Below are 26,464 nucleotides of genomic sequence, written 5' to 3' on the forward strand. Positions count from 1 at the left end.
TCCATGGATCGCTTCCAGGAAATGCAGGTGTTCGTGCGTATCGCCGAGCGCGGCAGTTTTTCCCAGGCTGCCGAGGACCTGCAGATCCCGCGGGCCACCGTCACCAACCTGATCAAGCGCCTGGAGCAGCGCCTCGGCGTGCGCCTGCTCGAGCGCACCACCCGGCATGTGCGCATGACCCACGATGGCGAGGCCTACTACCACCGATGCGTGCGCCTGTTGCTGGACCTCGAGGAGACCGAAAGCGCCTTTCGCAACGCCCCTCCCAAGGGCCTGCTGCGGGTCAACCTGCAGGGCACCCTGGCCAAGCATTTCGTCATGCCGGCGCTGGGTGGGTTCCTGGCGCAGTACCCGGACATCACCCTGCACATCGGTGAGGACGACCGACTGGTCGATCTGGTGCGCGAAGGGGTGGATTGCGTGCTGCGGGCGGGCCTGCTGCAGGATTCGTCGTTGATCGGCCGACAGGTTGCCAGCCTTGAACAGGTGACCGTGGCAAGCCCCGAGTACCTCGCGCAGCACGGCACGCCCGCCACGCTGGACGACTTGCAGCAGCATTTCGCGGTGGATTACCTGTCCAGCGCCACCGGGCGGGCGGTGCCCCTGGAGTTCAGGGTCGGTCGTGAGGTGGTGGAGCGTTTGTTGCCCGCGAGGGTTTCGGTGACCGGCGTTGACCTGTACACCGGCGCGGCGCTTTCGGGGCTGGGGATCGTTCAGGTACCACGCTACCGGATTGTCCATGAACTGGCGGCCGGCAGCCTGCGCGAATTGTTGCCGGGCTGCCCGCCACCGCCGATGCCGGTGTCGGTGGTGTACCCCCAGAGTCGACAACTGTCGGCGCGGGTGCGGGTGTTTTCGCAGTGGTTGGCGGCGCAGTTGGGGCAAGGTCGCTGACCGGGTGACGAGATGTGACGGAATAAACCGGCGTGGCGCGCGTTTACGAGCTGAAACCCCCAACGACCGGAGTCGTCACCATGCCCCACCTGCGTACCCTTGCCCGCGGCACTCTGCTTCTCGGCACCCTTGGCCTGACCATGCTCGGTGCTACCGCCCAGGCTGCCGAAACCTGGGAGGTCCTGCCGCCCACGCCACACCTTGCAGGGCCGTTCAAGACCGCCGAGGTCAATGGCGTGCAGCTCGCCTACCACATCGAAGGCAAGGGCACGCCGGTGTTCCTGCTGCATGGCGGCCCGGCCAATGCCGACTACCTGGCCGGCCAGGCCAAGGCGCTGTCGACGCATTACCAGGTCATTTCGGTGGACACCCGTGGCCATGGTCGCAGCAATGCCAATGGCCTGCCGCTGAGCTACGACGCCATGGCCGATGACGTGGTCGGGCTGATGAAACAGCTGGGCCTGAACAAGGTCGATGTGGTGGGCTGGAGCGACGGTGGCATCACCGCGCTGGACCTGGCCATGCGTTACCCGGACAAGGTCGGCCGGATCATCGCCTTCGGCGCCAACACCGACCCGACCGGTGCCTTCCCGGATGCCGACAAGAAGCCTGCTTTCGGCACCTTCATCACCCGTGCCGCCGAGGAGTACAAGCAGTTGTCGCCAACGCCGGACGGTTTCGAAAAGCTCAATGCCGCGCTGGCCCAGATGTACCAGCAGCAACCGAACTGGACGCCGGCGCAACTGGCGACCATCAAGGCGCCGACCCTGATCGTCGACGGCGATCACGACGAGGCGATCAAACCCGATCACACCCGCTATATCGCCAAGAGCATTCCCGGCGCCAAGCTGCAGTTCATCGAGGGCACCAGCCACTTTGCGTTCCTGCAGAAGCCTGAGGTGTTCAACAAGGTGATGCTGGATTTCCTGGCCAAGCGCTGAGCAGGCTCAGCCTGCGCTGAACAGTGCCCGCGCTTCGTTGAAGCACTGTTCGGCGATGGCCGAGCGCGGTTCGCTGCGGCGCAGCAGCAGGCCCACCGGGCTGTGAATGCTGGCGTCGGCCACCGGGATGATGCGCAGGTGTTCGCTCAGATCTTCCAGGCCGCAGTCCAGCGGCATCACCGCGCAGCAGATGCCGGCGTTCAGTGCCTGGATCAGTTGGAAGGTCGAGTCGCTTTCCAGCACGGCCTGGGGCTCCAGGCCGCGGCTGCGAAAGCTCAGGTCCAGCGACTGGCGGTAGTGCATGCCTTTGCTCAGCAGGCCCAGCGGCAGGCCGTCGAGTTCTTCCCAACGCAGTTGCTCGGTGTCGAACTGGAAGTGCCGGGTGTCGTGCAGCAGGCCCATGGTGGTGATACCCAGCTCGACCACCTCGAAGAAATTGACATTGACCTGGTCGAGGTAGCAGATGCCCAGGTCGAGCTGGTTGCGGCTCAGGCCGTCGATGATCTGCTCCGAACTCAGCGAGCTCAGCTGGAAGTGCAGTTCGGGGTATTTCTCGCGCAGCGGCAGCAGCAGTTCCATCGGGTTGAAGCTGGCCAGCGGCACGGTGCCCAGGCGCAGGCTGCCGACCACCTGGCCGCGGCAACTGGCAGCCTCGGCCTGCAGGCCGTCGTGGGCGGCGAGCAGGGTCTTGGCCCAGGCCAGGATGCGCTCGCCGGCTTCGGTGAAACCCTCGAAACGTTGACCGCGCTTGACCAGCACCAGGTCGAGCTCGTCCTCCAGGTTGCGCAGGCGCATCGACAGGGTCGGCTGGGTGATGTGGCACAGCGCGGCGGCCTGGCCGAAGTGGCGGGTCTGGTCGAGGGCGATGAGGAACTTGAGCTGCTTGATGTCCATGGTTCGGCCTGGCGATAGAGGGTGTTGATCGGACGGTACGTCGTATCGATTGGACGCATGCGCCCGAGGGCTCTAGCGTGACGCAAAATCCCCCTTGGAGACAAACCCCTGAGTGTCAAACCGGATGCGGTATTCGTACCGCTCAACATCGCCGTGCTGACGGTCAGCGATACCCGTACTTTTGCCGGGCTCGACCGGCGCCTGCCGCACCGCGTGGGAGGGCATTCTGGTGGAGCAACTGGATGCGCGGCATCGGCCGTGCAACTTCGTGCCGCACCTGAAGGCGGTGGGGGCGTGTGAGAGTCGGGGTTGATCGTTAGCGGTGTGTTGGTCTGGCGGGCCTCTTCGCGGGCAAGCCCGCTCCTACAGGAGAGGGCTTGCTTCAGCTCAACACATGCTTCACCGGCTCCAGCACCGGTGGCAGCGGCTCGCCCAGCGCCGACAGCACATCGCGCTCCAGCGTGCGCACCATGGCGTCGGTGGGCAGGTCGTTCTCGTCGCGGCCGAACGGATCCTCCAGCTCGTTGCCGATCGCATCCAGGCCAAGGAAGGTGTAGCTGACGATGGTGGTGAACAGCGGCGCCAGCCAGCCCAGCGGTTGGGCCAGGGCGAACGGCAGCAGCAGGCAGAAGATGTAGATGGTGCGGTGCAGCAGCAGGGTATAGGGGAACGGTAGCGGCGTGCCCTTGATCCGCTCGCAGGTCGCCTGCACCTCGGAAAGCCCCAGCAGACGTTGCTCGAGCAGGGTGTAGCGGAATTCGCTGATGTGCTGCTGTTCGGCCAGTCGCGCACAGTGCGCGCCGATTACGCGCAGGATGCCGTCGCAGACATTGTGCTGGGTAACGACTGCGCCTTCGGCTAGCCAGGGCCTTGCGGTGTGCAGTTCGTCCTCGTTGCGCAGGCGCGCGTTCAGCGCATGGGCAAAGCCGCACAGGCTGCGCAGCAGCTCACGTCGCAGGGCCGGATCTGCGATCACCACGCTTTCGCGGATGAACGAACGGGTCTCGATGATCATTCGTCCCCACGCCTTGCGCCCCTCCCACCAGCGGTCGTAGCAGGCGTTGTTGCGAAAGCTCATGAAGATCGACAGCGACAACCCGAGCAGGGTGAAGGGCGTGGCGCTGACCGGGTAGAACAGCGCTGGGTAACGTCGCTCGACCAGCACGATCAGGGCGGCCAGCAAGGTCACCATCAGGCAGCGCAGGGCGATGCGCTTGACGATCGAGCCGCGCAGGGTGAACAGCATGCGCAGCATGTCGGTGTTGGAATGGACGATCAAGGCGGTTCCAGAGACGGCCGATCAGCCGCCGGTCATGTTCATGAAACGCAGGATCTGCACCTCGCCACCCACCTCGAAGTGATGGCGGTAGGGCTTGAGGTGCACGGCCTCGCGAATCGCTTGTTCCAGGCGCTCGCTGTCATCGGGATGGCTGCGCAGGACCTGCTTGAGGTCCATCGAGTGCTCGTTGCCCAGGCACAGCAGCAACCGGCCTTCGACGGTCAGGCGCACACGATTGCAGGTGGCGCAGAAGTTGTGGCTGTGCGGCGAGATGAAGCCGACCCGCGTCTGCGGCGCTTCGGCCAGGCGCCAGTAGCGGGCCGGGCCTTGGGAGGATTCGGCCGATTCGATCAGGGTGAAGTGCGGCTCCAGGCGCTCGCGCACATCGTCGCTGGAGTAGAACGACTCGCCACGCTCGTGCTCGCTGATCACGCCCAGGGGCATTTCCTCGATGAAGGTGATGTCCAGTTCGCGGTCGATGGCAAAGCGCACCAGGTCGACGATTTCATCGTCATTGCGACCCTTGAGCACCACGCAGTTGAGCTTGGTGCGGCGGAAGCCTGCCTGGCGCGCAGCGTCGATGCCGGCGATCACCTGGGCCAGGTCGCCGGTGCGGGTCAGGGCCTTGAAGCGTTGTGCATCGAGGCTGTCGAGGCTGATGTTCAGGCGTGTGACGCCGGCGTCGAACAGCGGTTGGGCCAGGCGGCCAAGCTGCGAGCCATTGCTGGTCATGCATAGCTCGCGCAGGCCGGGCAGGGCGGCGATGCGCCCGCACAGGTCGACGATGCCCTGGCGTACCAGCGGCTCGCCACCGGTCAGGCGGATCTTGCGGGTGCCCAGTGCGACGAAACGTTCGGCGACCTGGTAGAGCTCTTCGAGGCTGAGGATCTGCTGGCGGGGCAGGAACTGCATGTCTTCGGCCATGCAGTAGACGCAGCGGAAGTCGCAGCGGTCGGTCATCGACATTCGCAGGTAGTCGATTTTCCGGTTGAAACCGTCGATCAGGGCCTGGCTGCTGTGTTCCACGTTCGCGCTCGGAAGGGTGGGGTGGGGGTAATGTCCACGCTATAACCTGCAGGCACGGGCGTCAAATTGCTTTGCCCGACCGTTTGATAGGTCTGGTCTATCAAGCGATCAGTGAGCGCGCATCAGACCGCTACTGCGACCTTCTCACCGATACACCGGAAACGCCGTGGTGTACTTGATCTGTTCCATGGCAAAGCTGGAGGTGATGTTCGATAGCCCGTCGGTGCTGGTGATCAGCTTCTTGTAGAAGCGGTCGTAGGCAGCGATGTCGCTGACCACCACCCGCAGCATGTAGTCCCAGTCGCCGGACATGCGATAGAACTCCATCACTTCTTCGAAGCTGGTCACGGTCCTGGCGAAATGCTCGAGCCAGGCGCTGTCGTGGCGCTGGGTCTTGAGCTGGACGAACACGCTCAGGCCCAGGTTGATGCGCTCGGGGTCGAGCAAGGCGACGCGGCCGCGGATATAGCCTTCGTCTTCCAGGCGCTTGACTCGTTTCCAGCAGGGCGTGGTGGTCAGGTTGACCGCCTCGGCCAGGTCCTTGAGGGAGATCGAGGCGTCGCGCTGGAGCAGGGTGAGGATGTGCTGGTCGAAACTGTCCATGGCGATAGGGGCCTGCTTTGCAGAAAAAGTTTCTCGAGAGTAGCTCAATCGGGGAATCTCTTGCTACGCCCGGCGCCGTTGCAGCGGGTCGGACCGGGATATGCGATAGTGGCGGTTTTCTACCTGACCCCCTTCAGTCAACGGATCCGACCATGGCCGAAAAACCGCGCAATTTCGCCACCCGCACCATTCACGCCGGCGAGCAGTCCAGCGTCGCCGACAACGCTATCTTCCCGGCCATCGTCACCTCCAGCTCGTTCATCAAGCGCGGCCTGGACGACAATCCCGAATACGCCTACAGCCGTGTTTCCAACCCCACCCGCCACGCCTATGAAACCTGTGTCGCAGCCCTGGAAGAGGGTGTCGGTGCGGTTGCCTGCGCGTCGGGCGTGAGTGCCACCGCCACGGTGCTCGAACTGCTGCCCAAGGATGCCCACGTGGTAGTGATGAATGGCGTCTATGGCGGCACCTTCCGCCTGATGGAGGACTACCGGGCACACACCTCCGGGCTGACCACCACCTATGTCGACCTCAACGACCTGGACGCCGTCGCCGCAGCGATTCGTCCGAATACGAAGATGATCTGGCTGGAATCGCCGACCAACCCGCTGCTGCACCTGGTGGACATCAAGCCGCTGTGCGACCTGGCCCGCGAGCGCGGCATCCTCACCTGCATCGACAACACCTTCTGCTCGCCATGGAACCAGCAGCCGATCACCCTGGGGGTGGACCTGGTGATGCACTCGGCGAGCAAATACATCGGCGGCCATTCCGACCTGACCGGCGGGGTGGTGGTGGCGGGCAATCATGAACTGCTGGCGCGCCTGCGCAAGATCAGCATGGCAGTGGGCGCGATCCAGGGCCCGTTCGACTGCTACCTGGCCCTGCGCGGCCTGAAGACCCTCGATGTGCGCATGGAGCGCCAGAGCGCCAACGCCCTGCGCGTGGCGCAGTACCTGGAGCAGCACCCGCAGGTCGAGCAAGTGTTCTACCCCGGGCTTGCGAGCCATCCGCAGCATGCGCTGTGCCAGCGCCAGATGCGCACTGGCGGGGCGGTGGTGGCGCTGCGTGTGAAGGGTGACCGGGCGGCGGTCAATCGTCTGGTCGAGGCGCTGTCGATCTTCGTCCTGGCCGACTCGCTGGGCGGTGTGGAGAGCATGATCAACCATTCCTGGACCATGTCGCACAACTCGCTCAGCCCGCAGCAGAAGGGCGTGATGGGCATCAGCGAGAACCTGGTGCGCTTGTCGATGGGGATCGAGGATTACCGCGACCTGATCGACGACCTCGAGGCGGGGTTGCAGGCGGCGGCCTCTGCGTAACGGCGGCTGACGCCATCGCGGGACAAGTCGGAACGCCGAACCGCCGCTCCCACAGGTGCTGCGTTGTAGCTGAAACCGTGGGGTTCCTGTGGGAGCGGCGGTTCGGCGTTCCGACTTGTCCCGCGATGGCATTGCAACGAACGACCTCAACCCTTGGGCGGATGAATGATCCGTTCGATCTTGTCCTTGATCAGCAGACGTTCCTTGCGCAGGCGGTTGACCGCCTCGTCGTTGGTGCCGTTGCCTTCGGCGGCCAGCACTTCCTTGTCCTTGGCGTTGTATTCCTTGTGCAGCTTGTGCAGGTCCTGATCCTTGTCGATCAGGGCCTGGAACTTGTCTTCGGTAATGTGCAGGTCGGCTAGCAGATCGTGCGGGACTGGCATCTCTTCACCTCTGTTTCAGGGGTTGGTAAGAATCCTGATCCTTCAGGATAGCTGCCTTTGCCGACAGCGGGAGCGGTTCGCCGGATGAGGCGGCAGCGTCGCAACGCTGCTGAATGGCAGCTGAATGAACTTTAATTAATCATGAAAGACGCATCACAAACGATTGTTGGCGTCTTTTTCACAAAAAATTGATGCTACGCTTTCTACAGTTCGGCCAACTTCCCAAGGTGCCCGCCCGGGTACGCCTGGTCGCTTCTAAACTCTGATTGCGAACGCCATGTTGAAAATCAAATCACTGCGGACCGAGTGGGTCACGCTGCTGGCCAGCCTTTACCTGTTGATCGGCCTCAATCTGTTCCTGTGGGAGCATCTGGAGACCATCCTGCCCCCCGGCATGGTTGGGCTGTGGCTAGGCCTGGCGTTTGCCGTACTGATGTTGTTCGCCTTCAACCTGATATTGACGTTGTTGGCCTTCAAGTATGTATTGAAACCGGTATTGATTGTGCTGTTCATGAGTGGCGCCGGTGTCGCCTACTTCATGAATCAATATGGCGTACTTATTGATGCCGGCATGTTCCGCAATGTCGCCGAAACCAACATCGAAGAAGTGCGTGACTTGCTGTCTTTGAAGTTCGCACTCTATATGCTGGGGTTGGGCGTCGTGCCGTCGTTGTTGCTCTGGAAGGCACGCATTGCCTACCGCCCCTGGCACCGCGAACTGCTGGGCAAGCTCATCGTCAGCGGCGCCTGCGTCGCAGCCCTGGGCTCGATCGGGCTGGTCAATTACCAGGGCCTGTCGTCGCTGTTTCGCAATCACCACGAACTGCACTTGATGCTCACCCCGAGCAATATCGTCGGGGCGTCGTTCAGCTATGCCAGCGAAAAGCTCGGCAGCGCTGCCAAACCCTTCCAGAAATACGGCGAAGATGCCCATCGCGATGCCGCCTGGCAGAAGCACGAGCGCAAGTCGCTGACCGTGCTGGTGGTGGGTGAAAGTGCCCGCGCCGAGAACTTCGGTGTGCTGGGTTATGGCCGCGATACCACGCCACGCCTGTCGAAGGAGGCTGGCCTGCTGGGCTTTACCGATGTGCATTCGTGCGGGACCGAGACGGCCGTGTCGGTGCCTTGCATGTTCTCCGGCATGGCACGCAAGGACTACGACCCGAGCCTGGCCAGCCGCCGCGAGGGCCTGCTCGATATCCTCGGGCGTGCCGGCATCGAGGTGCAGTGGCGCGATAACCAGTCAGGCTGCAAAGGCACCTGCGATCGTTTCAACTACGTCAACCTCACCAGCGCCAAGGACCCGGTCCTGTGCGCCGATGGCGAGTGCCACGACCAGATCCTGCTGCAGAACCTCGATGCGCTGCTCGACAGCCTCGACAAGGATACCGTGCTGGTGCTGCACCAGATGGGCAGCCATGGCCCTGACTACTACAAGCGTTACCCGGCAGGCTTCGAGCACTTCACTCCGGTGTGCCGCAGCAACGCCCTGAATCAGTGCAGCCAGCAGGACATCGTCAACAGCTACGACAACACGCTGGTCTACACCGACGAGGTGCTGGCGTCGCTGATCGACACCCTGCGCAAGCACCAGGACAAGGTCGACACCGCCATGATCTACCTCTCCGACCATGGCGAGTCGCTGGGCGAATACAACCTGTTCCTGCATGGCACCCCGTACATGCTCGCCCCGGACCAGCAGAAACACATCCCGCTGCTGGCCTGGTTCTCCGACAGCTACCGCCAGGACTTCGCCGTCGATACCGACTGCCTGTCGAAGATGCGTGACACGCCGCTGAGCCAGGACAACCTGTTCCACTCGATGCTCGGCCTGCTGCAGGTGCGTACCGAGGTGTACCAGCAGTCGCTGGACATGTTTGCGGGGTGTCGCCCCTGGCTGACGGCCAGGAGCTGATCGCGCGTCAGCGCTACCGCTGATCGCCACCATGGATGGCCCGGGTTTCACGAGCAGTGCCCGCGCCGTATATACTGCGCGCCAATGTTTGTGGGAGAGCCTTGTGGCCATCGAAATACACTGGATCCGTGACGACCAGACCCTGGCCGAACTCTGCCGGAAGTGGCGTACGCTGCCGTTCGTGGCCGTCGACACCGAATTCATGCGGGTCGATACCTTCTATCCCAAGGCTGGTCTGGTGCAGGTCGGCGATGGCCAAAGCGCCTACCTGATCGACCCCCTGCTGATCCGCGACTGGCAGCCACTGGGCGAATTGCTCGAAGACAGCGGCGTGGTCAAGGTACTGCACGCCTGCAGCGAAGACCTCGAAGTCCTGCTGCGCCTGACCGGCAAGCTGCCGCAGCCGCTGTTCGACACGCAGTTGGCCGCGGGCTACCTGAATATCGGTTTCTCGATGGGCTATTCGCGTCTGGTCCAGGACGTGCTGGGCATCGAGTTGCCCAAGGGCGAGACGCGCTCCGACTGGTTGCAGCGTCCGCTGTCCGAAACCCAGGTCAGCTACGCCGCCGAAGATGCCGTGCACCTGGCCGAGCTGTTCACTGCCCTGCGTCCGCGCCTGTCGGATGACAAGTACGCCTGGGTGCTGGAGGACGGCGCCGAGCTGGTGGCGCAAATGCGCCGTGAAGTCGAGCCCGAAACCCTTTACCGCGACGTCAAGCTGGCCTGGAAACTCGGCCCGCAGCAGTTGGCGGTGCTGCGCGAGCTCTGCGCCTGGCGCGAGCGTGAAGCGCGCAGCCGCGATGTACCGCGCAGCCGGATCCTCAAGGAGCACTCGCTGTGGCCCATGGCCAAGGGTCAGCCCGACAGCCTGTCGGCGCTGGCCAAGATCGAGGAGATGCACCCGCGCACCATCCGCCAGGACGGCGAAACGCTGCTCAAGCTGATCAAGAACGCCGCCAGCCAGCCTGCCGAGCAATGGCCCGCGGTGCTGCCCGAGCCGCTGCCGATCGAAGCCGCCGGCATTCTCAAGCGCCTGCGCGCCATCGGCCAGGCCGAAGGCGAGCGCCTGCAGATCGCCCCTGAGCTGATGCTGCGCAAGAAGGCCCTGGAGGCCCTGCTCAAGAGCGGCTACCCCAATGGCCCCTATCAATTGCCCGATTCGCTGCGCGGCTGGCGCCGTGAGCGGATGGGCCAGGCCCTGCTGGATGATCTGGCAGGCGCCGGAGAGACTCGATGAAACGTATCTGCTCGATCTACAAAAGCCCGCGCAAGCGCGAAATGTACCTGTATGTGCTCAAGGCCGAGGGCCTGGAGCGCGTGCCCGAGGGCCTGTTGCCGTTCTTCGGTACGCCGGTGCATGCCTTCGACCTGGTGCTGACCCCCGAGCGCAAGCTGGCCCGCGAGGACATCGTTAAGGTGTTGGAGAACCTCGACAACCAGGGTTATCACCTGCAGATGCCGCCACCGGACGACGACTACATCGAGCATCTGCCCGAAGAGCTGCTGCGGCGCAACGATCCGGCCTGAGCCGGGGCGCGAACCCTATCAACAGGCGGCCCTCGACGGGCCGCTTTCGTCGTTCTGCAAGGTTGTCATCGAGATGCGCGTTCTGATCGCTGAACAGGATCATGCCCTTTACGCTCGCCTGCTGGGCGAGCTGGCACCGGACCTGGAGGTCCTGACCAGTGGCGATTCCGCCGAATTGTCGCGCCACGCCCCTGAATGCCCGATCTGGCTGGGCGAGCCGCACCTGGTCGCCAGCCTGCTGCGCCAGGGCCACAAGCCGGCCTGGATGCAGTCCACCTGGGCGGGTATCACGCCGCTGCTGGCCGACGGCCTGCCGCGTGACTATCGCCTGACCCGTGCGGTGGGCATCTTCGGCCAGGTCATGGCCGAGTACATGCTGACCTACATGCTGGTTCACGAGCGCGATGTGCTGGCGCGCCTGGTCAGCCAGGTCGAGCGGCGCTGGGACGGCCGGCCGGGCAACAGCCTGGAAGGGCGCAAGGTGCTGATCGTTGGCACCGGCGATATCGGCCAGCGGGTGGCCGAGTTCCTGCTGCCGTTTGGCGTGACCCTGTATGGCGTGGCCAGCAGCCCACGCGAGCAGGCGCCGTTCGTCGAAGTGGCGGGGCTGGATGCGTTGCCGCGGCTGGTCGGTGAGGTCGATTACGTGCTCAACCTGCTGCCGGATACCCCGGCCACCCATGACCTGTACGATGCCGCGCTGTTCCAGTGCTTCAAGCCGACCGCGCTGTTCATCAACGCCGGGCGTGGTGTGGCGGTGGTCGATGCCGACCTGGTCGAGGCACTCAAGAGCGGGCACCTGGCGGGTGCCGTGATCGATGTCTGCCGCCAGGAGCCGTTGCCCCAGCGCCATCCGTTCTGGACCGCCTGGGGGCTGCTGCTGACCGGCCACAGTTCGGCACCGACCTCGCCGGTGGCGATGGTGCGCTTGTTCGTCGAGAACGTCCGGGCCTATGCGGCGGGGCAGGGGTTGCGCGGGGAAGTGGATTTCTCGCGCGGGTATTGAGGTGCTTCTGCTGGCCCTATCGCAGGCTTGTCCCGCGATAGGGCCAGCCCAGTCTTAGAGACTGAAATCACCCTCGGCCGCCAACTCGCTCAGCGGTCGACGCGGGCTCGGCACTTCACGGGCCTGCAGTGCTTCGATCAGGCTGGCCTTGTCGCCCAGCTTGCCGATCGCCACCATCGCGTGCAGCACATAACCTTCGGGGATCTTCAGTTCCTTGCGCGCCAGCTCCTGGTCGAACCCGGCCATGCCATGGGTGTGCCAGCCGCTGATGCTCGCCTGCAGCGCCAGGTGGCCCCAGGCCGAACCTGTATCGAAGGTGTGCCACAGGGCAGGAGTCTCTTCGCTGGCGCCAGGCGCGGTGAAGGTGGTCTTGGAGAGGATCAGCACCAGCGCCGAGGCCTGCTGTGCCCAGCTGCGGTTGAACGGCACCAGAAACTCCAGGAAGCGCTCCCAGTTCGGCGTGTCGCGGCGGGCATAGAGGAAGCGCCAGGGCTGCGAGTTGTAGGCCGATGGCGCCCAGCGCGCGGCTTCGAGGAAGCTCAGCAGGGTCTCTTCGCTGATCGGCTCCGCGTTGAACGCACGGGGTGACCAGCGGTTGATGAACTGCTCGTTGATGGCATAGTCGGCGATGCGGGGATTGGCGCTCATGCGGGCTCCTGCGAAAGGAAGAGGGAAAGCCTGAACGCTACTGCGTCCGTTCGGCACTGACAAGCGGTATGGCATTGCGTCGGGCCAGGCTCTAGACTGGCGCCGCCGCGCGCCGCGGCCTTCAAAGTGATTGCAGGAAAACGTGTGATGATCGCCGACCCCGCGCCCTTCTGGCGGCGCAAGACCCTCGACCAGCTCGATCCGCAGGAATGGGAGTCGCTCTGCGACGGCTGCGGGCTATGCTGCCTGCAGAAGCTCGAAGACGAGGATGACAACAGCATCTATTACACGCGTATCGCCTGCAAACTGCTGGACATGAACACCTGCCAGTGCAGCGACTACCCCAACCGCTTCGACCAGGTGCCCGACTGCATCCAGCTCACGCCGGGCAAGGCCGACCAGTTCAAATGGCTGCCGACCACCTGTGGCTATCGCCTGGTCAGCGAGGGCAAGGACCTGCCGGCCTGGCACCACTTGGTCTGCGGTGACCGTGAGCAGGTCCATGAGCAGCGCATTTCCCAGTCCGGGCGGATGCTCAGCGAGAACGATGTCGACGAAGACGACTGGGAAGACCACCTGATATTTCGCGCCGGCTGATCCGCCTGGCCCGCGCCTCTGGGGAACAAGGAGTTTCTGTATGCGTCGCCCGTTGTTGTTGCTACTGGCCCTGTCGGCCAGCTTCCCGGCCTGGGCGAAGAAGGTCGATCTGGACTACCAGGTGCGCCTGCTGCCCCAGACGGGCCAGGCCGAAGTGCGCCTGACCCTGGCCGAGGGCACGCCGGTGCGCAGCCTGGACTTCGACCTGGGCAGGCAGGGCGCCTACAGCGATTTCAAGGCGGACGGCCAGTGGCAGGTGCAGCAGGACCGTGGCGTCTGGCACCCCGGAGCAGGCAAGAGCAGCCTCAGCTACCGCGTGCAGCTCGATGTGAGGCCCCATGGCAGCGCCCATGAAGCACGCATCACGCCGCATTGGGCGTTGTTTCGCGGCGATCAGCTCGTGCCCCCGGCCCGTCTCGATCAGCAGGATGGCACCGAGTTGGTGACACGCCTGGCCTTCGAACTGCCGTCGGGCTGGCAGAGCGTCGAGACAGCCTGGCCGCGCATCGGCAAGCAGAAATTCCGTATCGACAACGTCTCGCGCCTGTTCGATCGCCCCACTGGCTGGATGCTCGCCGGCAACCTCGGCAGCCGCCGCGCACGCCTGGGGGATACCGAGGTGACGGTCGCCGCACCGCAGGGGCAGGGCATGCGGCGCATGGATACGCTCACCCTGATGACCTTCGTCTGGCCGCAGTTGCAGGCGGTGTTCCCGCGCAATCCGCCCAAGCTGCTGGTGGTCGGTGCCCGCGACGACATGTGGCGCGGTGCGCGTGCTTCGCGCAACTCGCTGTACCTGCACAGCACCCGCCCACTGATCGGCGAGAGCGGCAGCAGCCCGCTGCTGCGTGAGCTGGTGCAACTGTTCGCGCAGATCGACGACCGTGATCGCAGTGACTGGCTGGGCGAGAGCCTGACCGACTACTACGCCATCGAAGTGCTGCGCCGCGCCGGTGGCATCAGCGATGACCGCTACCAAGCGCTACAGGCGCGGTTGCAGAAGGACGGCGCCAAGGTAAAGACCCTTCGCACCGAGCAGGCCGACGCAATGCAGGTGGCCAGGGGCGTGCTGTTGCTGCAGGCGCTCGACCGCGAGATTCGCCTGCACAGCCACAACAAGCGCTCGCTGGACGACATCACTCGTGCGCTGATGCGCATGGCCAGTGTCAGTACAGAAGAGTTCATCCAGATCAGCGAGAGCGTGCTGGGGCGCGAGTCCGAGGTGCTGGAGAGCAAGTTGTTGCGTTGAGCCGGTGGTGACTTCTTCGCGGGCAAGCCCGCTCCCACAGGTTCAGCGGTGTTCTCGAGATCTGTGGGAGCGGGCTTGCCCGCGAAGAGGCCACCGCCGATTCAAACCCCCGCCAACGGATCCTTACCGGTCACCGTCACCGTGCGGGTCGCCGCCTCGGCGCTGGCCTTGAGTGCCTTCAATTCCGCCGCCCCGCGTTCGATATCGGCATGCAACCGGCGGTACTCCGCGCGATGCTTGTGGAACCAGGCCTTGGTCGCGCAACGGCCCTTGATGCCGCGGGCCAGCGCCATGCCGCCCACTGCCACTTGCAGCAACCCTATCAGGCCGCCGTGACGCATCCCTTTGCTGATCATCAGGGCACCGCCTGCCAGTGAGCTGACGCGCTCCCAGCCCTGGACGTTGTGGTCGTGCCTGTCTGACGCCGAGTGGATATCGAGCATAGGTAGGTCTCCTTGTGGGTTGGTAAAGCAGCTGACCCTGTCCGCGGCCCTGGCGTTCAGTGCAATTGTCGGATTCGCTCATTGCCTGCAGGGCGTCGCGGCCGTGTGCAATGTCTTTTCCAGACCCCGGTTTGTCTCGCTCAGACATGCAGGTATGGTCAAATACCGACCGCCTGTAACCCTGCAGACCGCTCATCGAAATAGCTGTAGACACATTGTCTAACGGCGCTCTATATTCATTATACAAATTGTAGACAGTGACCCATGACCAACAAAAAGGCCGCCATGAAAGCCAGTTCTGATGTCCATCCACTCACCGGAGAAGCGCCGCTCGATCGCAAGGGCGTGCTCGCTGAAGCATTGCGCCGGCGCATCCTGAGCATGGAGCTGGTGCCTGGCGCAGTGGTGGATGAACTGGCCCTGAGTGACGAGTTCGGGCTGTCGCGACCACCGGTACGTGAATTGCTGCGCCAGATGGCCGCCGAGGGCTATATCGAGCTCGAAGCCAACCGCGCACCACGGGTGGCGGCGATGAACCACGATTCGCTGCACAGCTTCTTCCTCGCCGCGCCGCTGATCTACATCGCCACCACGCAACTGGCCGCGACCCACGCCACCGCCGGCGAGATCGAAGCGCTCAAGGCGATCCAGGCGCTGTTTCGCGAGGCGATCGAACAGAAGGATGTGGAAAACCGCGTGCTCTACAACGACGCCTTCCACCTGGAAATCGGCAAGATGGCGCACAACGATTACCTGATGCCCAGCCTGCGCCGCTTGCTCATCGACCACACCCGCCTGGGCAAGATCTTCTATCGCCACCCGACCACCGATGACATGCAGCGCGACCTCGAACTGGCCTGCGTGCAACACGAACAGATGATCGAGGCGATCGAGCGCCGCGACCCCGAAACTGCCGGGCAGCTGGTGCGCGAGCACTTCGAGCTGTCCCGTCGCCGCATGGCCGAATACGCGGCGCCCCAGGGAATGGAAGTGGTACTGGCCTTGTAGATGCAGCACTCATCGCCATCCCAGGTACTGGCAGGACGCCGGGAGGGACGGGCGTGATGAGGAACAGACGCTAACAACAATATCGGGTTCCTGAAATGACCAAGATCGCCTCGTTGCCCGCCGACGACAGCCGCTGTGGCTGGTATCACCTGAGCAAGGGACGCCGTATCCAGGCACCGCATCGCGGCCACAGTGCCGCGCGCTGGGTCGTGGTCGGTGCCGGTTTTACCGGGCTTGCCGCGGCGCGCCAGTTGGCACTGCACTTTCCTGATGACCAGGTCGTGTTGCTCGAAGCCCAGGAGGTGGGGTTCGGTTCGTCCGGGCGCAACGCCGGTTTCGCCATCGACCTGCCCCATGACATCGGTGCCGAGGACTACATCGGCGATATCGGTATCGCTCGCAAGACCATGAAGCTCAACCTCAGTGGCCAATCGTTCTTGAAGGAACTGGTCGAGCGCCACGGCATCGATTGCCAGATGAAACACTGTGGCAAGTACCAGGCGGCCATCGAACCGCGCGGCGTCGCGGTACTCGACGCGTATCGTCGGGGCCTGGACCGGCTCGACCAACCGTACCAGATGCTCGAGGCGGACGAGTTGCCCGAACACATCGGCACCGACTTCTATCGCAAGGCCCTGTTCACCCCGGGCACCTCACTGATCCAGCCCTCGGCGCTGGTCAAGGGGCTGGCCGACAACCTGCCGGCCAACGTCACCCTCTACGAACACACACCGATCACCGAGGTGCAGTACGGCGCCAAGACCGTGCTCAAGCACGCCCAGGGTTCGATTACCGCCGACAAGCTGGTGCTCACCACCAATGCCTTTGGCATGAGCTTCGGCTTCCTCAAGGGGCGGATGCTGCCGGTGTTCACCTATGCCAGCCTGACCCGGCCCATGACCGAAGAAGAGCAGGCGCGACTCGGCGGCAAGCCCTATTGGGGCGTGATTCCGGCCGATCCGTTCGGGACCACGGTGCGACGCACCCCGGACAACCGCCTGCTGATCCGCAACAGTTTCAGTTTCAACCCCGATGGGCGCGCCAACAGCAAGTACCTGGAGCGCTTTGCCGTGCGTCATCGCGATGCGTTCGCCCGGCGTTTCCCGATGTTGCCTGACCTGCCATTCGAATATACCTGGGGCGGTGCCCTGGCGATGTCGCGCAATCACATGGGTTACTTCGGCGAGTTGTCATCCAATGTCTACGCCGCCCTGTGTTGCAATGGCCTGGGCGTGACCCGCGGCACCGCCACCGGCAAGTTACTGGCCGACTGGTTGGCGGGCGAGAAAAATGAATTGATCGAGTTTGTGCTCAATGCACCGGGCCCTTGTGCCAACCCACCGGCGCCGCTGGTTTCGCTGGGCCTGAATTTCAACCTGAAGTGGGGCCAGTACCGCGCCGGCCAAGAAAGCTGAGTTCAATTAAAGCGTTATAAACAACTTGATATTCGCTGGGTATTTTATGCCCGGCCTGCGGTTTCTATTGCGTGCTGTTTCGGTTCGAAGTGCAACTTCGGGCTCACGGGGCTGAAAGTCTTTTTCAGTGTCGCGGGTTCGCTCGTCCTGAAAACGGCCTGCGTTTGATGATGGCAGGAGACAATAATGACAACTCACAATGTATCAATCGAAGACGTACCGCTTAATCGCTTTCACCAATGGCTCACCGTGCGCTCGGGCGGTGGCTCGTTCGTCGATGGCTATGTACTGAGCATCATCGGCGTGGCCATGGTGCAGATGACCGCCGGGCTGTCACTGAGCAGTTTCTGGCAGGGCATGATTGCCGCGTCCGCACTGATCGGTATTTTCTTCGGCGGTTTTCTCGGCGGTTGGCTGACTGACCGCTTCGGCCGCAAGCGGGTGTTTTTCGTCGGCCCGACCCTGTTCATTCTCGCCTCGCTCAGCCAGTTCTGGGTGGAGTCGGCGCTGGCGCTGTTCCTGCTGCGCTTCGTAGTGGGGGTGGCGGTCGGCATCGAGTACCCGGTGGCCACCTCGCTGCTGGTGGAGTTCCTGCCCAAGCGCAATCGTGGGCCGCGCCTGGCGACCTTGACCATTCTTTGGTTCGCCGGCGCTGCGTTCGCCTACATCCTGGGGGACTTCCTGCTGCGTCAGGGTGGTGACGACGCCTGGCGGCTGGTGCTGGCCAGCCCGGCGCTGATCGGAGCCCTGCTGTTCATGATCCGCATCGGCACGCCCGAGTCGCCACGCTGGCTGTTGAGCAAGGGCCGGGCGAACGAGGCCGAGGCGGTGATCCGCAGTGTGTACGGACATGACTTTTCCCTGCGCAATCTGCCAGAGGAGCCGGTACAGAAACGCTTGTCGTTCCTCGACCTGATGCACTCCGGCTACGGCAAACGCATGATGTTCGTCGCCGTGTTCTGGTCGTGTTCGGTGATCCCGGTATTTGCCGTATACGCCTTCGCGCCCAAGGTGCTCGGCGCACTCAACCTCAAAGGCGACTGGGCATCGTTCGGCTCGGTGGCCATTACCTTGCTGTTCGTGGTCGGCTGCATCATCGCCACCCGCCTGATCAACGCCATGGGCCGGCGCAGCATGCTGATTCACAGCTTCTTCTGGTCGGGCCTGGCGCTGCTGGGGCTGGGCGTGTTCCACGCCGGCTCCGAGCTGCTGATCCTCACCTTGTTCGGCGCCTATGCGCTGTTCATCGGTGGCGCCCAGGTGCTGCAACTGGTGTACCCCAACGAGCTGTTCCCCACCGAGATCCGCGCCAACGCTGTCGGCGTCGGCACGTCGCTGTCACGCGTCGGTGCAGCGATCGGGACCTGGCTGGTGCCCATGGTCCTGGACAGCTACGGCATCGCTTTCACCATGTATGCCGCTGCGGCGGTCACCTTGCTGGGCCTGGCCGTGTCCTGGGCGCTGGCCCCCGAAACCCGCTCGCTGAACCTGCAGCAGGCGGCATCCCTGACCTGATCCATCTACCTCGCGCCGCCATGTCGGCGCGGACTGACCCTTTGCATCCACAGGAGAACCGCTAATGAAATTCGAAGGTATCTATACCCCTGCCATCACCCCCTTGGCCGCTGACGGATCGATCGACAAGTCGGGCTTCGCCGACGTACTGGAGTATCTGCTTGACTCGAAGATCCACGGCGTGATCATCGGCGGCTCCACGGGCGAGTACTACGCCCACACCGCCCAGGAGCGCATCGAGCTCGCGGCCCAGGCCAAGGACGTGCTCAACGGTCGTTTACCGCTGATCGTCGGCACTGGCGGCATCCGCACCGAGGACGCCGTGGCTTTTGCCAAGCACGCCAAAGAGATCAAGGCCGATGCGCTGCTGGTCGGCACGCCGCCCTATGCGCTGCCGACCCAGGAGGAGATTGCGTTGCACGTCAAGGCGGTGGACGCCGCGGCCGACCTGCCGATCATGCTCTACAACTACCCGGGCCGCATGAGCGTGAGCATGGGCGAGGCGTTCTTCGATGCCGTGGCCGATGTGAAGAACATCGTGGCCATCAAGGAGAGTTCAGGCGACATGAACCAGTTGCACCGCCTGGCGATCAAGCGCCCGAACATCCAGGTTTCCTGTGGCTGGGACGACCAGGCCCTGGAGTTCTTCGCCTGGGGTGCACAGAGCTGGGTCTGCGCCGGCTCCAACTTCATCCCGCGCGAGCATGTGGCGCTTTACGAGGCCTGCGTGATCGAGAAGGACTTTGCCAAGGGCCGCCGCATCATGGCGGCGATGATGCCGCTGATGGACTTCCTTGAAGGCGGCAAGTTCGTTCAGTCGATCAAGTACGGTTGCGCGCTCAACGGCCTGCGCACCGGCGGTGTGCGCAAGCCGCTGCAAGACCTGAACGCCGATGAGAAGCAGGCGTTGCAGGCGGTGGTCAGCGAGCTCAAGCGCAGCATCGCGCAGATCACCGGAGCGGCCTGAGATGAGTGAACTGCTGAGCAAAGCCGAGTACGCAGCCATCGCCGCCGAACTGCAACCGCGTACTCAGGCCTTCATCGACGGCGAATTCCGTGACGCGATCTCGGGCAACACTTTCGTGACCACCAACCCGGCCACCGGCAAGGTACTGGCCGAGGTCGCCGCCTGCGATGTGCAGGACGTCGACCTGGCCGTCGCCGCCGCCAAGCGGGTGTTCGAGGCCGGCAGCTGGTCCAGGCTGCAGCCGGGCGAGCGCAAGCATGTGCTGCTGAAGTTCGCCCAGTTGCTCGAAGACAACGCCCATGAACTGGCGGTGCTGGAGAGCCTGGACAGCGGCAAGCCGGTCAGTGAATGCCAGAACGTCGATGTGCCGGAGACCATCCACACTCTGCGCTGGCACGCCGAGCTGATCGACAAGATCTACGACAGCACCGCCCCGACGGGCAATGCCGCCGTGACCATGGTGGTGCGCGAAGCCATCGGTGTGGTCGGCCTGGTGCTGCCCTGGAACTTCCCCCTGCTGATGCTGGCGTGGAAGATCGCGCCGTCGCTGGCCGCCGGTTGTTCGATCGTGGTCAAGCCGGCCAAGGAAACCACCCTCAGCGCCTTGCGTGTGGTCGAGCTTGCGCACCAGGCAGGGATCCCGGCGGGTGTGTTCAACCTGGTGCCTGGCGGCGGGCGGGAAGTGGGCGAGGCCATCGGCCGGCACATGGACATCCCGATGGTCAGCTTCACCGGCTCCACCGACACCGGGCGGCTGTTCCTCAAGTACGCCGCCGAATCCAACCTCAAGCGCATCGTGCTGGAGCTGGGTGGCAAGAACCCGGCGGTGGTGATGAACGACTGCGAGGACCTGGACGAAGTGGCGCAGTTCGTCACTGCCGGTGCGTTCTGGAACATGGGCGAGAACTGCTCGGCATCGTCGCGGCTGATCGTGCACAAGGACGTCAAGGACGAGCTGCTGGGCCTGATCGGCAAGCACCTGAAGGACTGGAAGCTGGGCGACCCGCTGGACCCCGACAATCGCCTGGGCGCCATGGTCAGCCGGTCGCACTTCGAGAAGGTGCGCTCGTACCTGGAGCATGCCGCCGAACACAACCTCAAAGTGGTGCAGGGCGGCGAGACCCGGGATGGGGTTTTCGTGCAGCCGACTATCGTCGACGGCGTGGCGCGCAATGACCGGTTGTTCGTCGAGGAGATCTTCGGGCCGGTATTGAGCGTGACCAGTTTCGAGACCCTTGAGGAGGCCATCGAGCTTGCCAACGATACGGTCTATGGCCTTGCGGCCTCGGCCTACACCGGCAGCCTGCGCAACGCGCTGCGTCTGTCGCGGGAGATCCGCGCGGGGGTGGTGACGGTGAACTGCTTTGGCGAGGGCGATGCCTCGACGCCGTTCGGAGGCTACAAAGAGTCCGGATTTGGCGGGCGCGACAAGTCGGTGTGGGCGCATGATCAATACACGGAGCTCAAGACCATCTGGATCAACGCTTCGTGAATTGAGCGACAGGGCGCTGTTCTGACGGAGTTCAGTGCTTTTGTTGTCGGGGGTGGGTGTTGGCCTTTTCGCGGGCAAGCCCGCGCCCACAGTTAACCCAACGGAGATCAGCTGTGGGAGCGGCGGTTCGCCGCTGCGACTTGCCCGCGAAAAGGCCAACACCCACCCCAACCCCTTTCTGCAACAACAGCGAATAAGCAGCACGGCTCGCAAGAGCCAGACAAGGCTGCGGCGCTGCAGGCCTGGCGGATCACCGCAGGCCACACATTCCCCCAACAGAATCGAACCCGTGCACAGGCCCCGGGGGAATGACTGCGTGCGCCATTTTTCATTTTTTTGCGAGTTCACTGCCCATGATCGTCTCCCAAACCCGCGGGCTCAGCCCTGCACTGTCGCACCGCAACGCCCTGGTCCTGGCGCATGTCGCCGCAGTGCTGTTCGGCCTGACCGGCATCCTCGGCGCCCTGATCCAGGCCGATGCCAGTGTCATCACCTTTGGTCGCGCCGCCTTCGCCGTGCTTGCCCTGGGGCTGGTCGCGCTGCTCCAGCGGCGAGCCTTGTTCAGGGGGCTGGACCGCCGTCGCGCCGCCGTGCTGCTGTTCACCGGGGCCATGCTGGCCGCACACTGGGTGACCTTCTTCATTGCCGTGAAGATCGGCGGTGTGGCGATAGCGACCCTGGGTTTTGCCAGCTTCCCGGCGTTCATCGCTCTGCTTGATTGCATCGTGTTTGGCGAGCGTATCCGCCTGCGCGAATGGCTACTGCTGGCGCTGGTGAGCCTGGGCCTGGTGCTGGTGGTGCCGACCTTCGACCTGCTCGACCAGGGCACCCTGGGTTTGCTCTGGGGGTTGGCTTCGGGCCTGTCGTTCGCCTTGCTGGCGATTGCCAACCGGCGCTGGGCCAGTGGCTTGAAGGCCGTGCAGGTGGCGTTCTGGCAAAACCTGGTGGTGGCGGTGCTGGTGCTACCGGTGGCCCTGGAAAACCTGGTGGGGCAGGGCTTGCAGACGGCGGACTGGATCTACCTGGCGCTGCTCGGGGTGTTCTGCACGGGCCTTTCGCAGTACCTGTTCGTCAAGAGCCTGAAGGGCCTGGCGGCGCGCAGTGCGGGGATGATCCTTGCACTGGAGCCGGTGTATGCGATCGCCTGCGCCTGGGTGCTGTTCGCCGAGGTGCCGTCGCTGCGGATGCTGGCGGGGGCAGGGTTGATCATTCTGGCGACGCTGCTGTCGGCCTGGGGCAAACTGCCAGCGAGCGGATGACGTGAGGTTGCCGGGCTGCGCTGCAGCCCGGCTCCCGGTTACTTGAACTTGGGGCCGGAGCGAGTATTCAAGCCCTTTGCCAGCCGGTCATACAGCACCACATTGACCGTCGCGGCCAGGTTCATGCAGCCCTGGGTGGGGATGTAGATGGTTTCTTCGCACCAGGCGCGTACGCTTTCGTCGAGGCTGCCGTCCTCCGGGCCGAAGATGTAGATCGCCCGATCCGGATGGGTGTATTCGGGCAGTGGCCGTGCGCCGTCGACCAGCTCCACTGCCACTGGCGTACAGCCCAGCGGGATGATGCGCTGCAGGTCGTCGATGCCGATCAGCGGGATGTCGTAGTGCACCCGCTTGGTGTCGGTGACGAAGTCGCGGGCGCGTTCGTAGCGTTTGCCGGTGTAGAACACCGAGTTGACGCCGTAGCAGCCCGCCGCACGCATCACCGAGCCTACGTTTTCAGCGGATTTTGGGTTGAACAGGCCGATGCAGCTGTACCGTTTGTTCGCCACGAGTCGGGGCCCTTCGCAAAAAAAGAGCGCGATTATACGGGCTAGCCGACGCCGTGGGCGGATGAATCGACGGTCAGTCCTTCTTCATCAGGGCAGCCAGGCCTGCGAAGGGGTTGTGCGTGGCGACATTGGTTTTCGGCGTGCTCAGCGAGCCTTCGCCGAAATACTGCTGGTCGGTGTAGCGCGAATGCTCGTTGTCGTGGCAGTACAGGCACAGCAGCTCCCAGTTGGAGCCGTCCTGGGGGTTGTTGTCGTGGTTGTGGTCGCGGTGGTGCACGGTCAGTTCCGACAGGCGCTTGCCGGAGAACTCGCGGGCGCAGCGCCCGCAGACGTGCGGATACATCTTCAGTGCCTTGTCGCGGTAGCCCATTTCCTTGTCGCGCTTGGCGTCGGCGAGGATGCGGTCGAGGCGGGCGGTGGCGGCGGAGTTGGAGGCCGAGCTCATGGTGTTACCTTTTTCGTTATCAGGGCAATGACGGTTATGCATCGAGTCTAGCGCGCCTGCGGGCCCGGCGGACAGGCAAAAGCGCGCAATTGGGCGTAGCCTGTAGGCAGGTTCCGGACGGGAGGTTACCGATGTTGCCTGTGATCCTTGCCACGCTGCTCCTGCTTGCCGCCCCGCTGGCCGATGCCGCCGGGCAGCCTTCGGGCAGCATTACCCCGGTGCCAGGTGCACCGGGTACGCCGACGCCCACGCCCTATCCGCAGATTACCCCGAGCACGCCACCGAAGGCCGGCAGCAGCCAGCCCGGCGCGCCGTTGCTGCCGCCAATGCCGTTGCCTGGGCCGCCAAAGGACCAGCCGTTGCCAGGGCTGTCCCAGGACCCACCGAAAAAGAGCGACTAGACCTGTTGCGAGAGGCGCTGGCCGTCCTGCATCCGCAAGCGTTTCGACAACGCCACGGCGAGGGCGCGGATGATCCGCGCGGCGATGCGCGGGGCGTCGTTGAGCATCTTGTCCAGCGAGTCCTTGCCCAGCGTCAGCAACTGGCAATCACTGGCCGCCACGCAACTGGCCGAGCGCCGTTCGCCGTCGAGCACGGCCATTTCGCCGAAAGCCCGCCCCTTGCGCAAGGTCGCGATCTCGACTTGCTGGCCGTTGCCGTCGGTCTTGCGCACCGACACCACGCCGCGGTGCAGGATGCACATGAAGGTGCCGGCGTCGCCTTCGGCGAAGATGGTCTGGCCCTCGGTCATCGCCGTGATGGCGAAGTAACCGGCGACGGCCTGGAAGTCGCTGGGCTGCAGGCTGTCGAACAAGCCGCAGTCCATGAGCATGTCGCGGATTTCGGCGCTGAGGAGGCTTGGGTCGGGCATGTGTTGTTCTTCGTGTCGTCCGGTATTTGAGAGCTTCCACATACCCTGTGGGAGAGGCCACGGGTATGCGAGAACTCTATGACAACAAGAAACGCGATTTACACCACGCCCAGCTCATTGAAGACGAATGCATATTCCAGGGCCACGTCCTTCAGCCCCTGGTAGCGCCCGCTCATGCCGCCGTGGCCGGCGCCCATTTCGGTCTTGAGCAGCAACAGGTTGTCGTCGGTCTTGCAGGTGCGCAGGCGCGCCACCCACTTGGCCGCCTCCCAGTACTGCACGCGACTGTCGTTGTAGCCGGCCACCACCAAGATGGCCGGGTAAGCCTGGGCCTTGACGTTCTCGTAGGGGGCATAGGCCTTGATACGTGCATGCACCTCAGGCTCCTCGGGGTTGCCCCACTCGTCATACTCGGTGACGGTCAGCGGCAGCTCGGGGTCGAGCATGGTGTTGAGCACATCGACGAAAGGCACCTCGGCGATGGCGCAGCGGAACAGCTCAGGGCGCTGGTTGAGCACTGCGCCCATCAGCAGGCCGCCGGCACTGCCGCCGCTGATCGCCAGTTGCTCGGTGCGGGTGACGCCCTGGGCGATCAGGTGTTCGGCGCAGGCGATGAAGTCGTCGAAGCTGTTCTGCTTGTGCTCCTGCTTGCCGGCCCGGTACCAGGCCTCACCCAGCTCGCCGCCGCCGCGCACATGGGCGATGGCAAAGGCCACGCCGCGCTCGAGCAGGCTTAGGCGGGCGTGGGAAAACCAGGGGTCGAGGCTCTCGCCATAGGCGCCGTAGCCGTAGAGGTACAGCGGCACCTCGCGGTCCAGGTCCTGACGGCGGCGCACCAGGCTGATCGGCACGTGGGTGCCGTCCTTGGCGGTCGCCCACAGGCGTTGGCTGACGTAGTCGTCGGCATCGAAGCGACCGAGTACCGGGGTCTGCTTGAGCACCTGCTGCTCACCACTGGCCAGCTCCAGTTGGCGGACCTGGGCCGGCCGGTTGAGCGCTTCGTAGCGCAGGCGGATGCGTGTGCTGGAGAACTCCAGGCTGTCCTGCACGTAGAGGCTGTAGGCGGCGTCGGGCAGTTCGACGCGATAGGCCGGCAGGCCCTGGGGGCGGACTTCGATGATCGGCAGGCCGCCTTCACGCAGGCTCAGTGACAGTGCCGAGGCGTTCAGGCTCAGGCCTTCGAGCATGATGTCGTCACGGTGCGGCACCAGCACCTGCCATTGCGCGCGGCTGGGCACCTGGTCGGCCGACGCGTGGAACAGGGCGAAGTTGATGCCGTCCTGGTTGCTGCGGATGAACCAGCGCCACTGGCCGTCGAGCTGGCCGTGGTCGGGGAAGTATTCGTGGCCCTCGACCCGCGGCGCCAGGCAGGTGAAGTCGGCCTGTGGCGTGGCGGCATCGAGCACCCAGGCTTCGCTGGTGGTCTTGCTGTTGAGCAGCAGCACCAGCTGGCGTTCGGAACTTGCGCGGTAGCAGTGCAGGAAGAAACGCCCGTCCGGCTCTTCGAACACGGTGCTCGCGTCGGTTTCACCCAATGTGTGGCGGCGCAGGCGCCACGGGCGGTGGGTGTCGTCCAGTTCGGCGAAGAACAGCGTGCGGCTGTCGTTGGCCCAGGTCAGGCTGCCGTCGCAGTCGTCGAAGGGCAGGGTGGCGACGCTGCCACTGTCCAGATCCTTGACGTACAGGGTGTAGACCTCGTCGCCGCTGGTGTCGAGGCTGTAGGCCAGCAGGCGATGGTCGGGGCTGACATTGAATGCGCCCAGGGCGAGGAAGCCGCCGTTGGCCAGGGCATTGGGGTCGAGCAGCAGTTGCTCGGCGCTTTCGTCGACGCGGTTGCTGTCATCGGCCGGGCGCGGGCAGCGATAGTGACGCGGGTATTCGTCGCCCGCCGTGGTGCGGGTGTAGTAGAGGTACGGGCCCCAGGGGGAGGGGAGCGACAGGTCGGTTTCGAGGATGCGGCCCTTGATCTCTTCGAACAGCTGTTCGCGCAGCTCGGCCTGGTCGGCGAGGCAGGCTTGCTGGTAGGTGTTTTCCTGCTCCAGGTAGGCCAGCACTTCTGGGGCGTCGCGCTCCTGCAGCCAGGCGTAGGGATCGGCGGCTTGGGCAGGGCGGGCGATGGGGGGCTTGGGTCTGGTATGCATGGGATGTCCGTGGTCTGGTGGCGTCTGTGCCGGTCTCTTCGCGAGCATCGCCGGTCTGTGGGAGTGGGCTTGCCCGCGAAGAGGGCGCTCAGGCTTCAAGAGGGAAGAGGCGCCT

Annotated in this window: 27 protein-coding genes and 1 pseudogene; 17 read left to right on the forward strand and 11 right to left on the reverse strand. The window is 64.2% G+C overall.

Going from position 1 to position 26,464, the window contains the following annotated elements; translation table 11 throughout:
* Nucleotides 1–3: 3 nt before the first annotated feature.
* Entirely contained in the window at nucleotides 4–894 is an 891-nt protein-coding gene (locus ACTYOL_RS07255) for a LysR family transcriptional regulator (RefSeq protein WP_197889989.1), read from the forward strand.
* An 80-nt stretch (nucleotides 895–974) separates the two neighbouring features.
* A complete protein-coding gene (locus ACTYOL_RS07260) occupies nucleotides 975–1,835 on the forward strand; it encodes an alpha/beta fold hydrolase (RefSeq protein WP_234465149.1) in 861 nt (286 codons plus the stop codon).
* A gap of 6 nt (nucleotides 1,836–1,841) precedes the next feature.
* Here the strand turns inward: ACTYOL_RS07260 and ACTYOL_RS07265 are convergent, their stop codons facing one another.
* A complete protein-coding gene (locus tag ACTYOL_RS07265; RefSeq protein ID WP_197889987.1) occupies nucleotides 1,842–2,729 on the reverse strand; it encodes a LysR family transcriptional regulator in 888 nt (295 codons plus the stop codon).
* Nucleotides 2,730–2,910: 181 nt separating this feature from the next.
* Here ACTYOL_RS07265 and ACTYOL_RS07270 point away from each other — a divergent pair.
* A pseudogene (locus tag ACTYOL_RS07270) lies at nucleotides 2,911–3,042 on the forward strand (molybdenum cofactor biosynthesis protein); the annotation flags it as partial.
* A 69-nt stretch (nucleotides 3,043–3,111) separates the two neighbouring features.
* Here ACTYOL_RS07270 and ACTYOL_RS07275 read toward each other — a convergent pair.
* The 3 genes from ACTYOL_RS07275 to ACTYOL_RS07285 all read right to left on the reverse strand — a co-directional run bounded on the left by ACTYOL_RS07275 (nucleotide 3,112) and on the right by ACTYOL_RS07285 (nucleotide 5,637).
* On the reverse strand, nucleotides 3,112–4,008 hold the full coding sequence (locus ACTYOL_RS07275) for a bestrophin family protein (RefSeq protein ID WP_197889985.1): 897 nt from the start codon (nucleotides 4,006–4,008) through the stop codon (nucleotides 3,112–3,114).
* Between the two features lie 21 nt (nucleotides 4,009–4,029).
* A complete protein-coding gene (gene moaA / locus ACTYOL_RS07280; RefSeq protein ID WP_444757715.1) occupies nucleotides 4,030–5,034 on the reverse strand; it encodes a GTP 3',8-cyclase MoaA in 1,005 nt (334 codons plus the stop codon).
* Between the two features lie 144 nt (nucleotides 5,035–5,178).
* Nucleotides 5,179–5,637 (reverse strand): Lrp/AsnC family transcriptional regulator, encoded by a 459-nt coding sequence (locus tag ACTYOL_RS07285; protein ID WP_054895043.1) that lies wholly within the window; start codon nucleotides 5,635–5,637, stop codon nucleotides 5,179–5,181.
* Between the two features lie 152 nt (nucleotides 5,638–5,789).
* Here ACTYOL_RS07285 and ACTYOL_RS07290 point away from each other — a divergent pair, with 152 nt between their 5' ends.
* Nucleotides 5,790–6,959, forward strand: a complete 1,170-nt coding sequence (locus tag ACTYOL_RS07290; protein ID WP_065861421.1) for a trans-sulfuration enzyme family protein — start codon at nucleotides 5,790–5,792, stop codon at nucleotides 6,957–6,959.
* A 146-nt stretch (nucleotides 6,960–7,105) separates the two neighbouring features.
* Here the strand turns inward: ACTYOL_RS07290 and ACTYOL_RS07295 are convergent, their stop codons facing one another.
* Nucleotides 7,106–7,342: a YdcH family protein gene (locus ACTYOL_RS07295; RefSeq protein WP_054895041.1), complete on the reverse strand. Its 237-nt coding sequence runs from the start codon at nucleotides 7,340–7,342 to the stop codon at nucleotides 7,106–7,108.
* A gap of 277 nt (nucleotides 7,343–7,619) precedes the next feature.
* Between ACTYOL_RS07295 and ACTYOL_RS07300 the strand changes: the two genes are divergently transcribed.
* From ACTYOL_RS07300 to ACTYOL_RS07315, 4 genes are all read left to right on the forward strand, one after another.
* Entirely contained in the window at nucleotides 7,620–9,257 is a 1,638-nt protein-coding gene (locus ACTYOL_RS07300; RefSeq protein ID WP_200603414.1) for a phosphoethanolamine transferase, read from the forward strand.
* A gap of 103 nt (nucleotides 9,258–9,360) precedes the next feature.
* Nucleotides 9,361–10,494, forward strand: coding sequence for a ribonuclease D (gene rnd / locus ACTYOL_RS07305; protein WP_054895050.1), 1,134 nt, complete (start codon nucleotides 9,361–9,363; stop codon nucleotides 10,492–10,494).
* Nucleotides 10,491–10,784, forward strand: a complete 294-nt coding sequence (locus ACTYOL_RS07310; RefSeq protein WP_065861425.1) for a YcgL domain-containing protein — start codon at nucleotides 10,491–10,493, stop codon at nucleotides 10,782–10,784. Before rnd ends, ACTYOL_RS07310 begins: the two co-directional genes overlap by 4 nt.
* Nucleotides 10,785–10,857: 73 nt before the next feature.
* Nucleotides 10,858–11,790 carry a D-2-hydroxyacid dehydrogenase gene (locus ACTYOL_RS07315; RefSeq protein WP_063543652.1) on the forward strand — a complete coding sequence of 311 codons (933 nt, stop codon included), beginning with the start codon at nucleotides 10,858–10,860 and terminating at the stop codon, nucleotides 11,788–11,790.
* A 54-nt stretch (nucleotides 11,791–11,844) separates the two neighbouring features.
* Here ACTYOL_RS07315 and ACTYOL_RS07320 read toward each other — a convergent pair whose 3' ends face one another.
* Nucleotides 11,845–12,438 (reverse strand): nitroreductase family protein, encoded by a 594-nt coding sequence (locus tag ACTYOL_RS07320; RefSeq protein WP_054895037.1) that lies wholly within the window; start codon nucleotides 12,436–12,438, stop codon nucleotides 11,845–11,847.
* 147 nt (nucleotides 12,439–12,585) lie between these two features.
* On the opposite strand from ACTYOL_RS07320, the gene ACTYOL_RS07325 reads away from it, so the two are divergent.
* Together ACTYOL_RS07325 and ACTYOL_RS07330 are read left to right on the forward strand one after the other, a co-directional pair.
* Entirely contained in the window at nucleotides 12,586–13,035 is a 450-nt protein-coding gene (locus ACTYOL_RS07325; protein WP_197889979.1) for a YcgN family cysteine cluster protein, read from the forward strand.
* 40 nt (nucleotides 13,036–13,075) lie between these two features.
* On the forward strand, nucleotides 13,076–14,284 hold the full coding sequence (locus tag ACTYOL_RS07330; protein WP_197889977.1) for a hypothetical protein: 1,209 nt from the start codon (nucleotides 13,076–13,078) through the stop codon (nucleotides 14,282–14,284).
* Nucleotides 14,285–14,385: 101 nt separating this feature from the next.
* Here the strand turns inward: ACTYOL_RS07330 and ACTYOL_RS07335 are convergent, their stop codons facing one another.
* The gene (locus ACTYOL_RS07335; protein ID WP_153774406.1) at nucleotides 14,386–14,727 is read right to left on the reverse strand and encodes a YgaP family membrane protein; all 342 of its coding nucleotides are present in this window, start codon (nucleotides 14,725–14,727) and stop codon (nucleotides 14,386–14,388) included.
* 285 nt (nucleotides 14,728–15,012) lie between these two features.
* Between ACTYOL_RS07335 and ACTYOL_RS07340 the strand changes: the two genes are divergently transcribed.
* The 6 genes from ACTYOL_RS07340 to ACTYOL_RS07365 all read left to right on the forward strand — a co-directional run bounded on the left by ACTYOL_RS07340 (nucleotide 15,013) and on the right by ACTYOL_RS07365 (nucleotide 22,383).
* Nucleotides 15,013–15,735 carry a GntR family transcriptional regulator gene (locus ACTYOL_RS07340; protein ID WP_153774407.1) on the forward strand — a complete coding sequence of 241 codons (723 nt, stop codon included), beginning with the start codon at nucleotides 15,013–15,015 and terminating at the stop codon, nucleotides 15,733–15,735.
* Nucleotides 15,736–15,830: 95 nt separating this feature from the next.
* On the forward strand, nucleotides 15,831–17,150 hold the full coding sequence (locus ACTYOL_RS07345; RefSeq protein ID WP_197889975.1) for an NAD(P)/FAD-dependent oxidoreductase: 1,320 nt from the start codon (nucleotides 15,831–15,833) through the stop codon (nucleotides 17,148–17,150).
* 186 nt (nucleotides 17,151–17,336) lie between these two features.
* On the forward strand, nucleotides 17,337–18,665 hold the full coding sequence (locus tag ACTYOL_RS07350) for an MFS transporter (RefSeq protein WP_197889973.1): 1,329 nt from the start codon (nucleotides 17,337–17,339) through the stop codon (nucleotides 18,663–18,665).
* 64 nt (nucleotides 18,666–18,729) lie between these two features.
* Nucleotides 18,730–19,632 (forward strand): dihydrodipicolinate synthase family protein, encoded by a 903-nt coding sequence (locus tag ACTYOL_RS07355; RefSeq protein WP_197889971.1) that lies wholly within the window; start codon nucleotides 18,730–18,732, stop codon nucleotides 19,630–19,632.
* 1 nt (nucleotide 19,633) lies between these two features.
* Nucleotides 19,634–21,124, forward strand: a complete 1,491-nt coding sequence (locus ACTYOL_RS07360; protein ID WP_153774411.1) for an aldehyde dehydrogenase — start codon at nucleotides 19,634–19,636, stop codon at nucleotides 21,122–21,124.
* 353 nt (nucleotides 21,125–21,477) lie between these two features.
* The gene (locus ACTYOL_RS07365; protein ID WP_197889970.1) at nucleotides 21,478–22,383 is read left to right on the forward strand and encodes a DMT family transporter; all 906 of its coding nucleotides are present in this window, start codon (nucleotides 21,478–21,480) and stop codon (nucleotides 22,381–22,383) included.
* 38 nt (nucleotides 22,384–22,421) lie between these two features.
* Here ACTYOL_RS07365 and ACTYOL_RS07370 read toward each other — a convergent pair whose 3' ends face one another.
* Together ACTYOL_RS07370 and ACTYOL_RS07375 are read right to left on the reverse strand one after the other, a co-directional pair.
* Nucleotides 22,422–22,892, reverse strand: coding sequence for an RNA methyltransferase (locus tag ACTYOL_RS07370; protein ID WP_054895033.1), 471 nt, complete (start codon nucleotides 22,890–22,892; stop codon nucleotides 22,422–22,424).
* Between the two features lie 73 nt (nucleotides 22,893–22,965).
* Nucleotides 22,966–23,337, reverse strand: coding sequence for a YajD family HNH nuclease (locus ACTYOL_RS07375; RefSeq protein WP_054895032.1), 372 nt, complete (start codon nucleotides 23,335–23,337; stop codon nucleotides 22,966–22,968).
* A gap of 131 nt (nucleotides 23,338–23,468) precedes the next feature.
* Here ACTYOL_RS07375 and ACTYOL_RS07380 point away from each other — a divergent pair, with 131 nt between their 5' ends.
* Nucleotides 23,469–23,738: a hypothetical protein gene (locus ACTYOL_RS07380; RefSeq protein ID WP_065861435.1), complete on the forward strand. Its 270-nt coding sequence runs from the start codon at nucleotides 23,469–23,471 to the stop codon at nucleotides 23,736–23,738.
* On the opposite strand, the gene ACTYOL_RS07385 is transcribed toward ACTYOL_RS07380, so the two are convergent.
* Both ACTYOL_RS07385 and ACTYOL_RS07390 read right to left on the reverse strand, forming a co-directional pair.
* Complete coding sequence (locus ACTYOL_RS07385; protein ID WP_063543662.1) at nucleotides 23,735–24,208, reverse strand: cyclic nucleotide-binding domain-containing protein; 474 nt, start codon at nucleotides 24,206–24,208, stop codon at nucleotides 23,735–23,737. The two genes, ACTYOL_RS07380 and ACTYOL_RS07385, sit on opposite strands and share 4 nt — an antisense overlap.
* Nucleotides 24,209–24,306: 98 nt before the next feature.
* Nucleotides 24,307–26,349, reverse strand: coding sequence for a S9 family peptidase (locus tag ACTYOL_RS07390; RefSeq protein WP_444757716.1), 2,043 nt, complete (start codon nucleotides 26,347–26,349; stop codon nucleotides 24,307–24,309).
* Nucleotides 26,350–26,464: the final 115 nt, after the last annotated feature.

This window comes from Pseudomonas sp. A014, from assembly GCF_052378495.1.
Classification (GTDB): domain Bacteria; phylum Pseudomonadota; class Gammaproteobacteria; order Pseudomonadales; family Pseudomonadaceae; genus Aquipseudomonas; species Aquipseudomonas machongensis.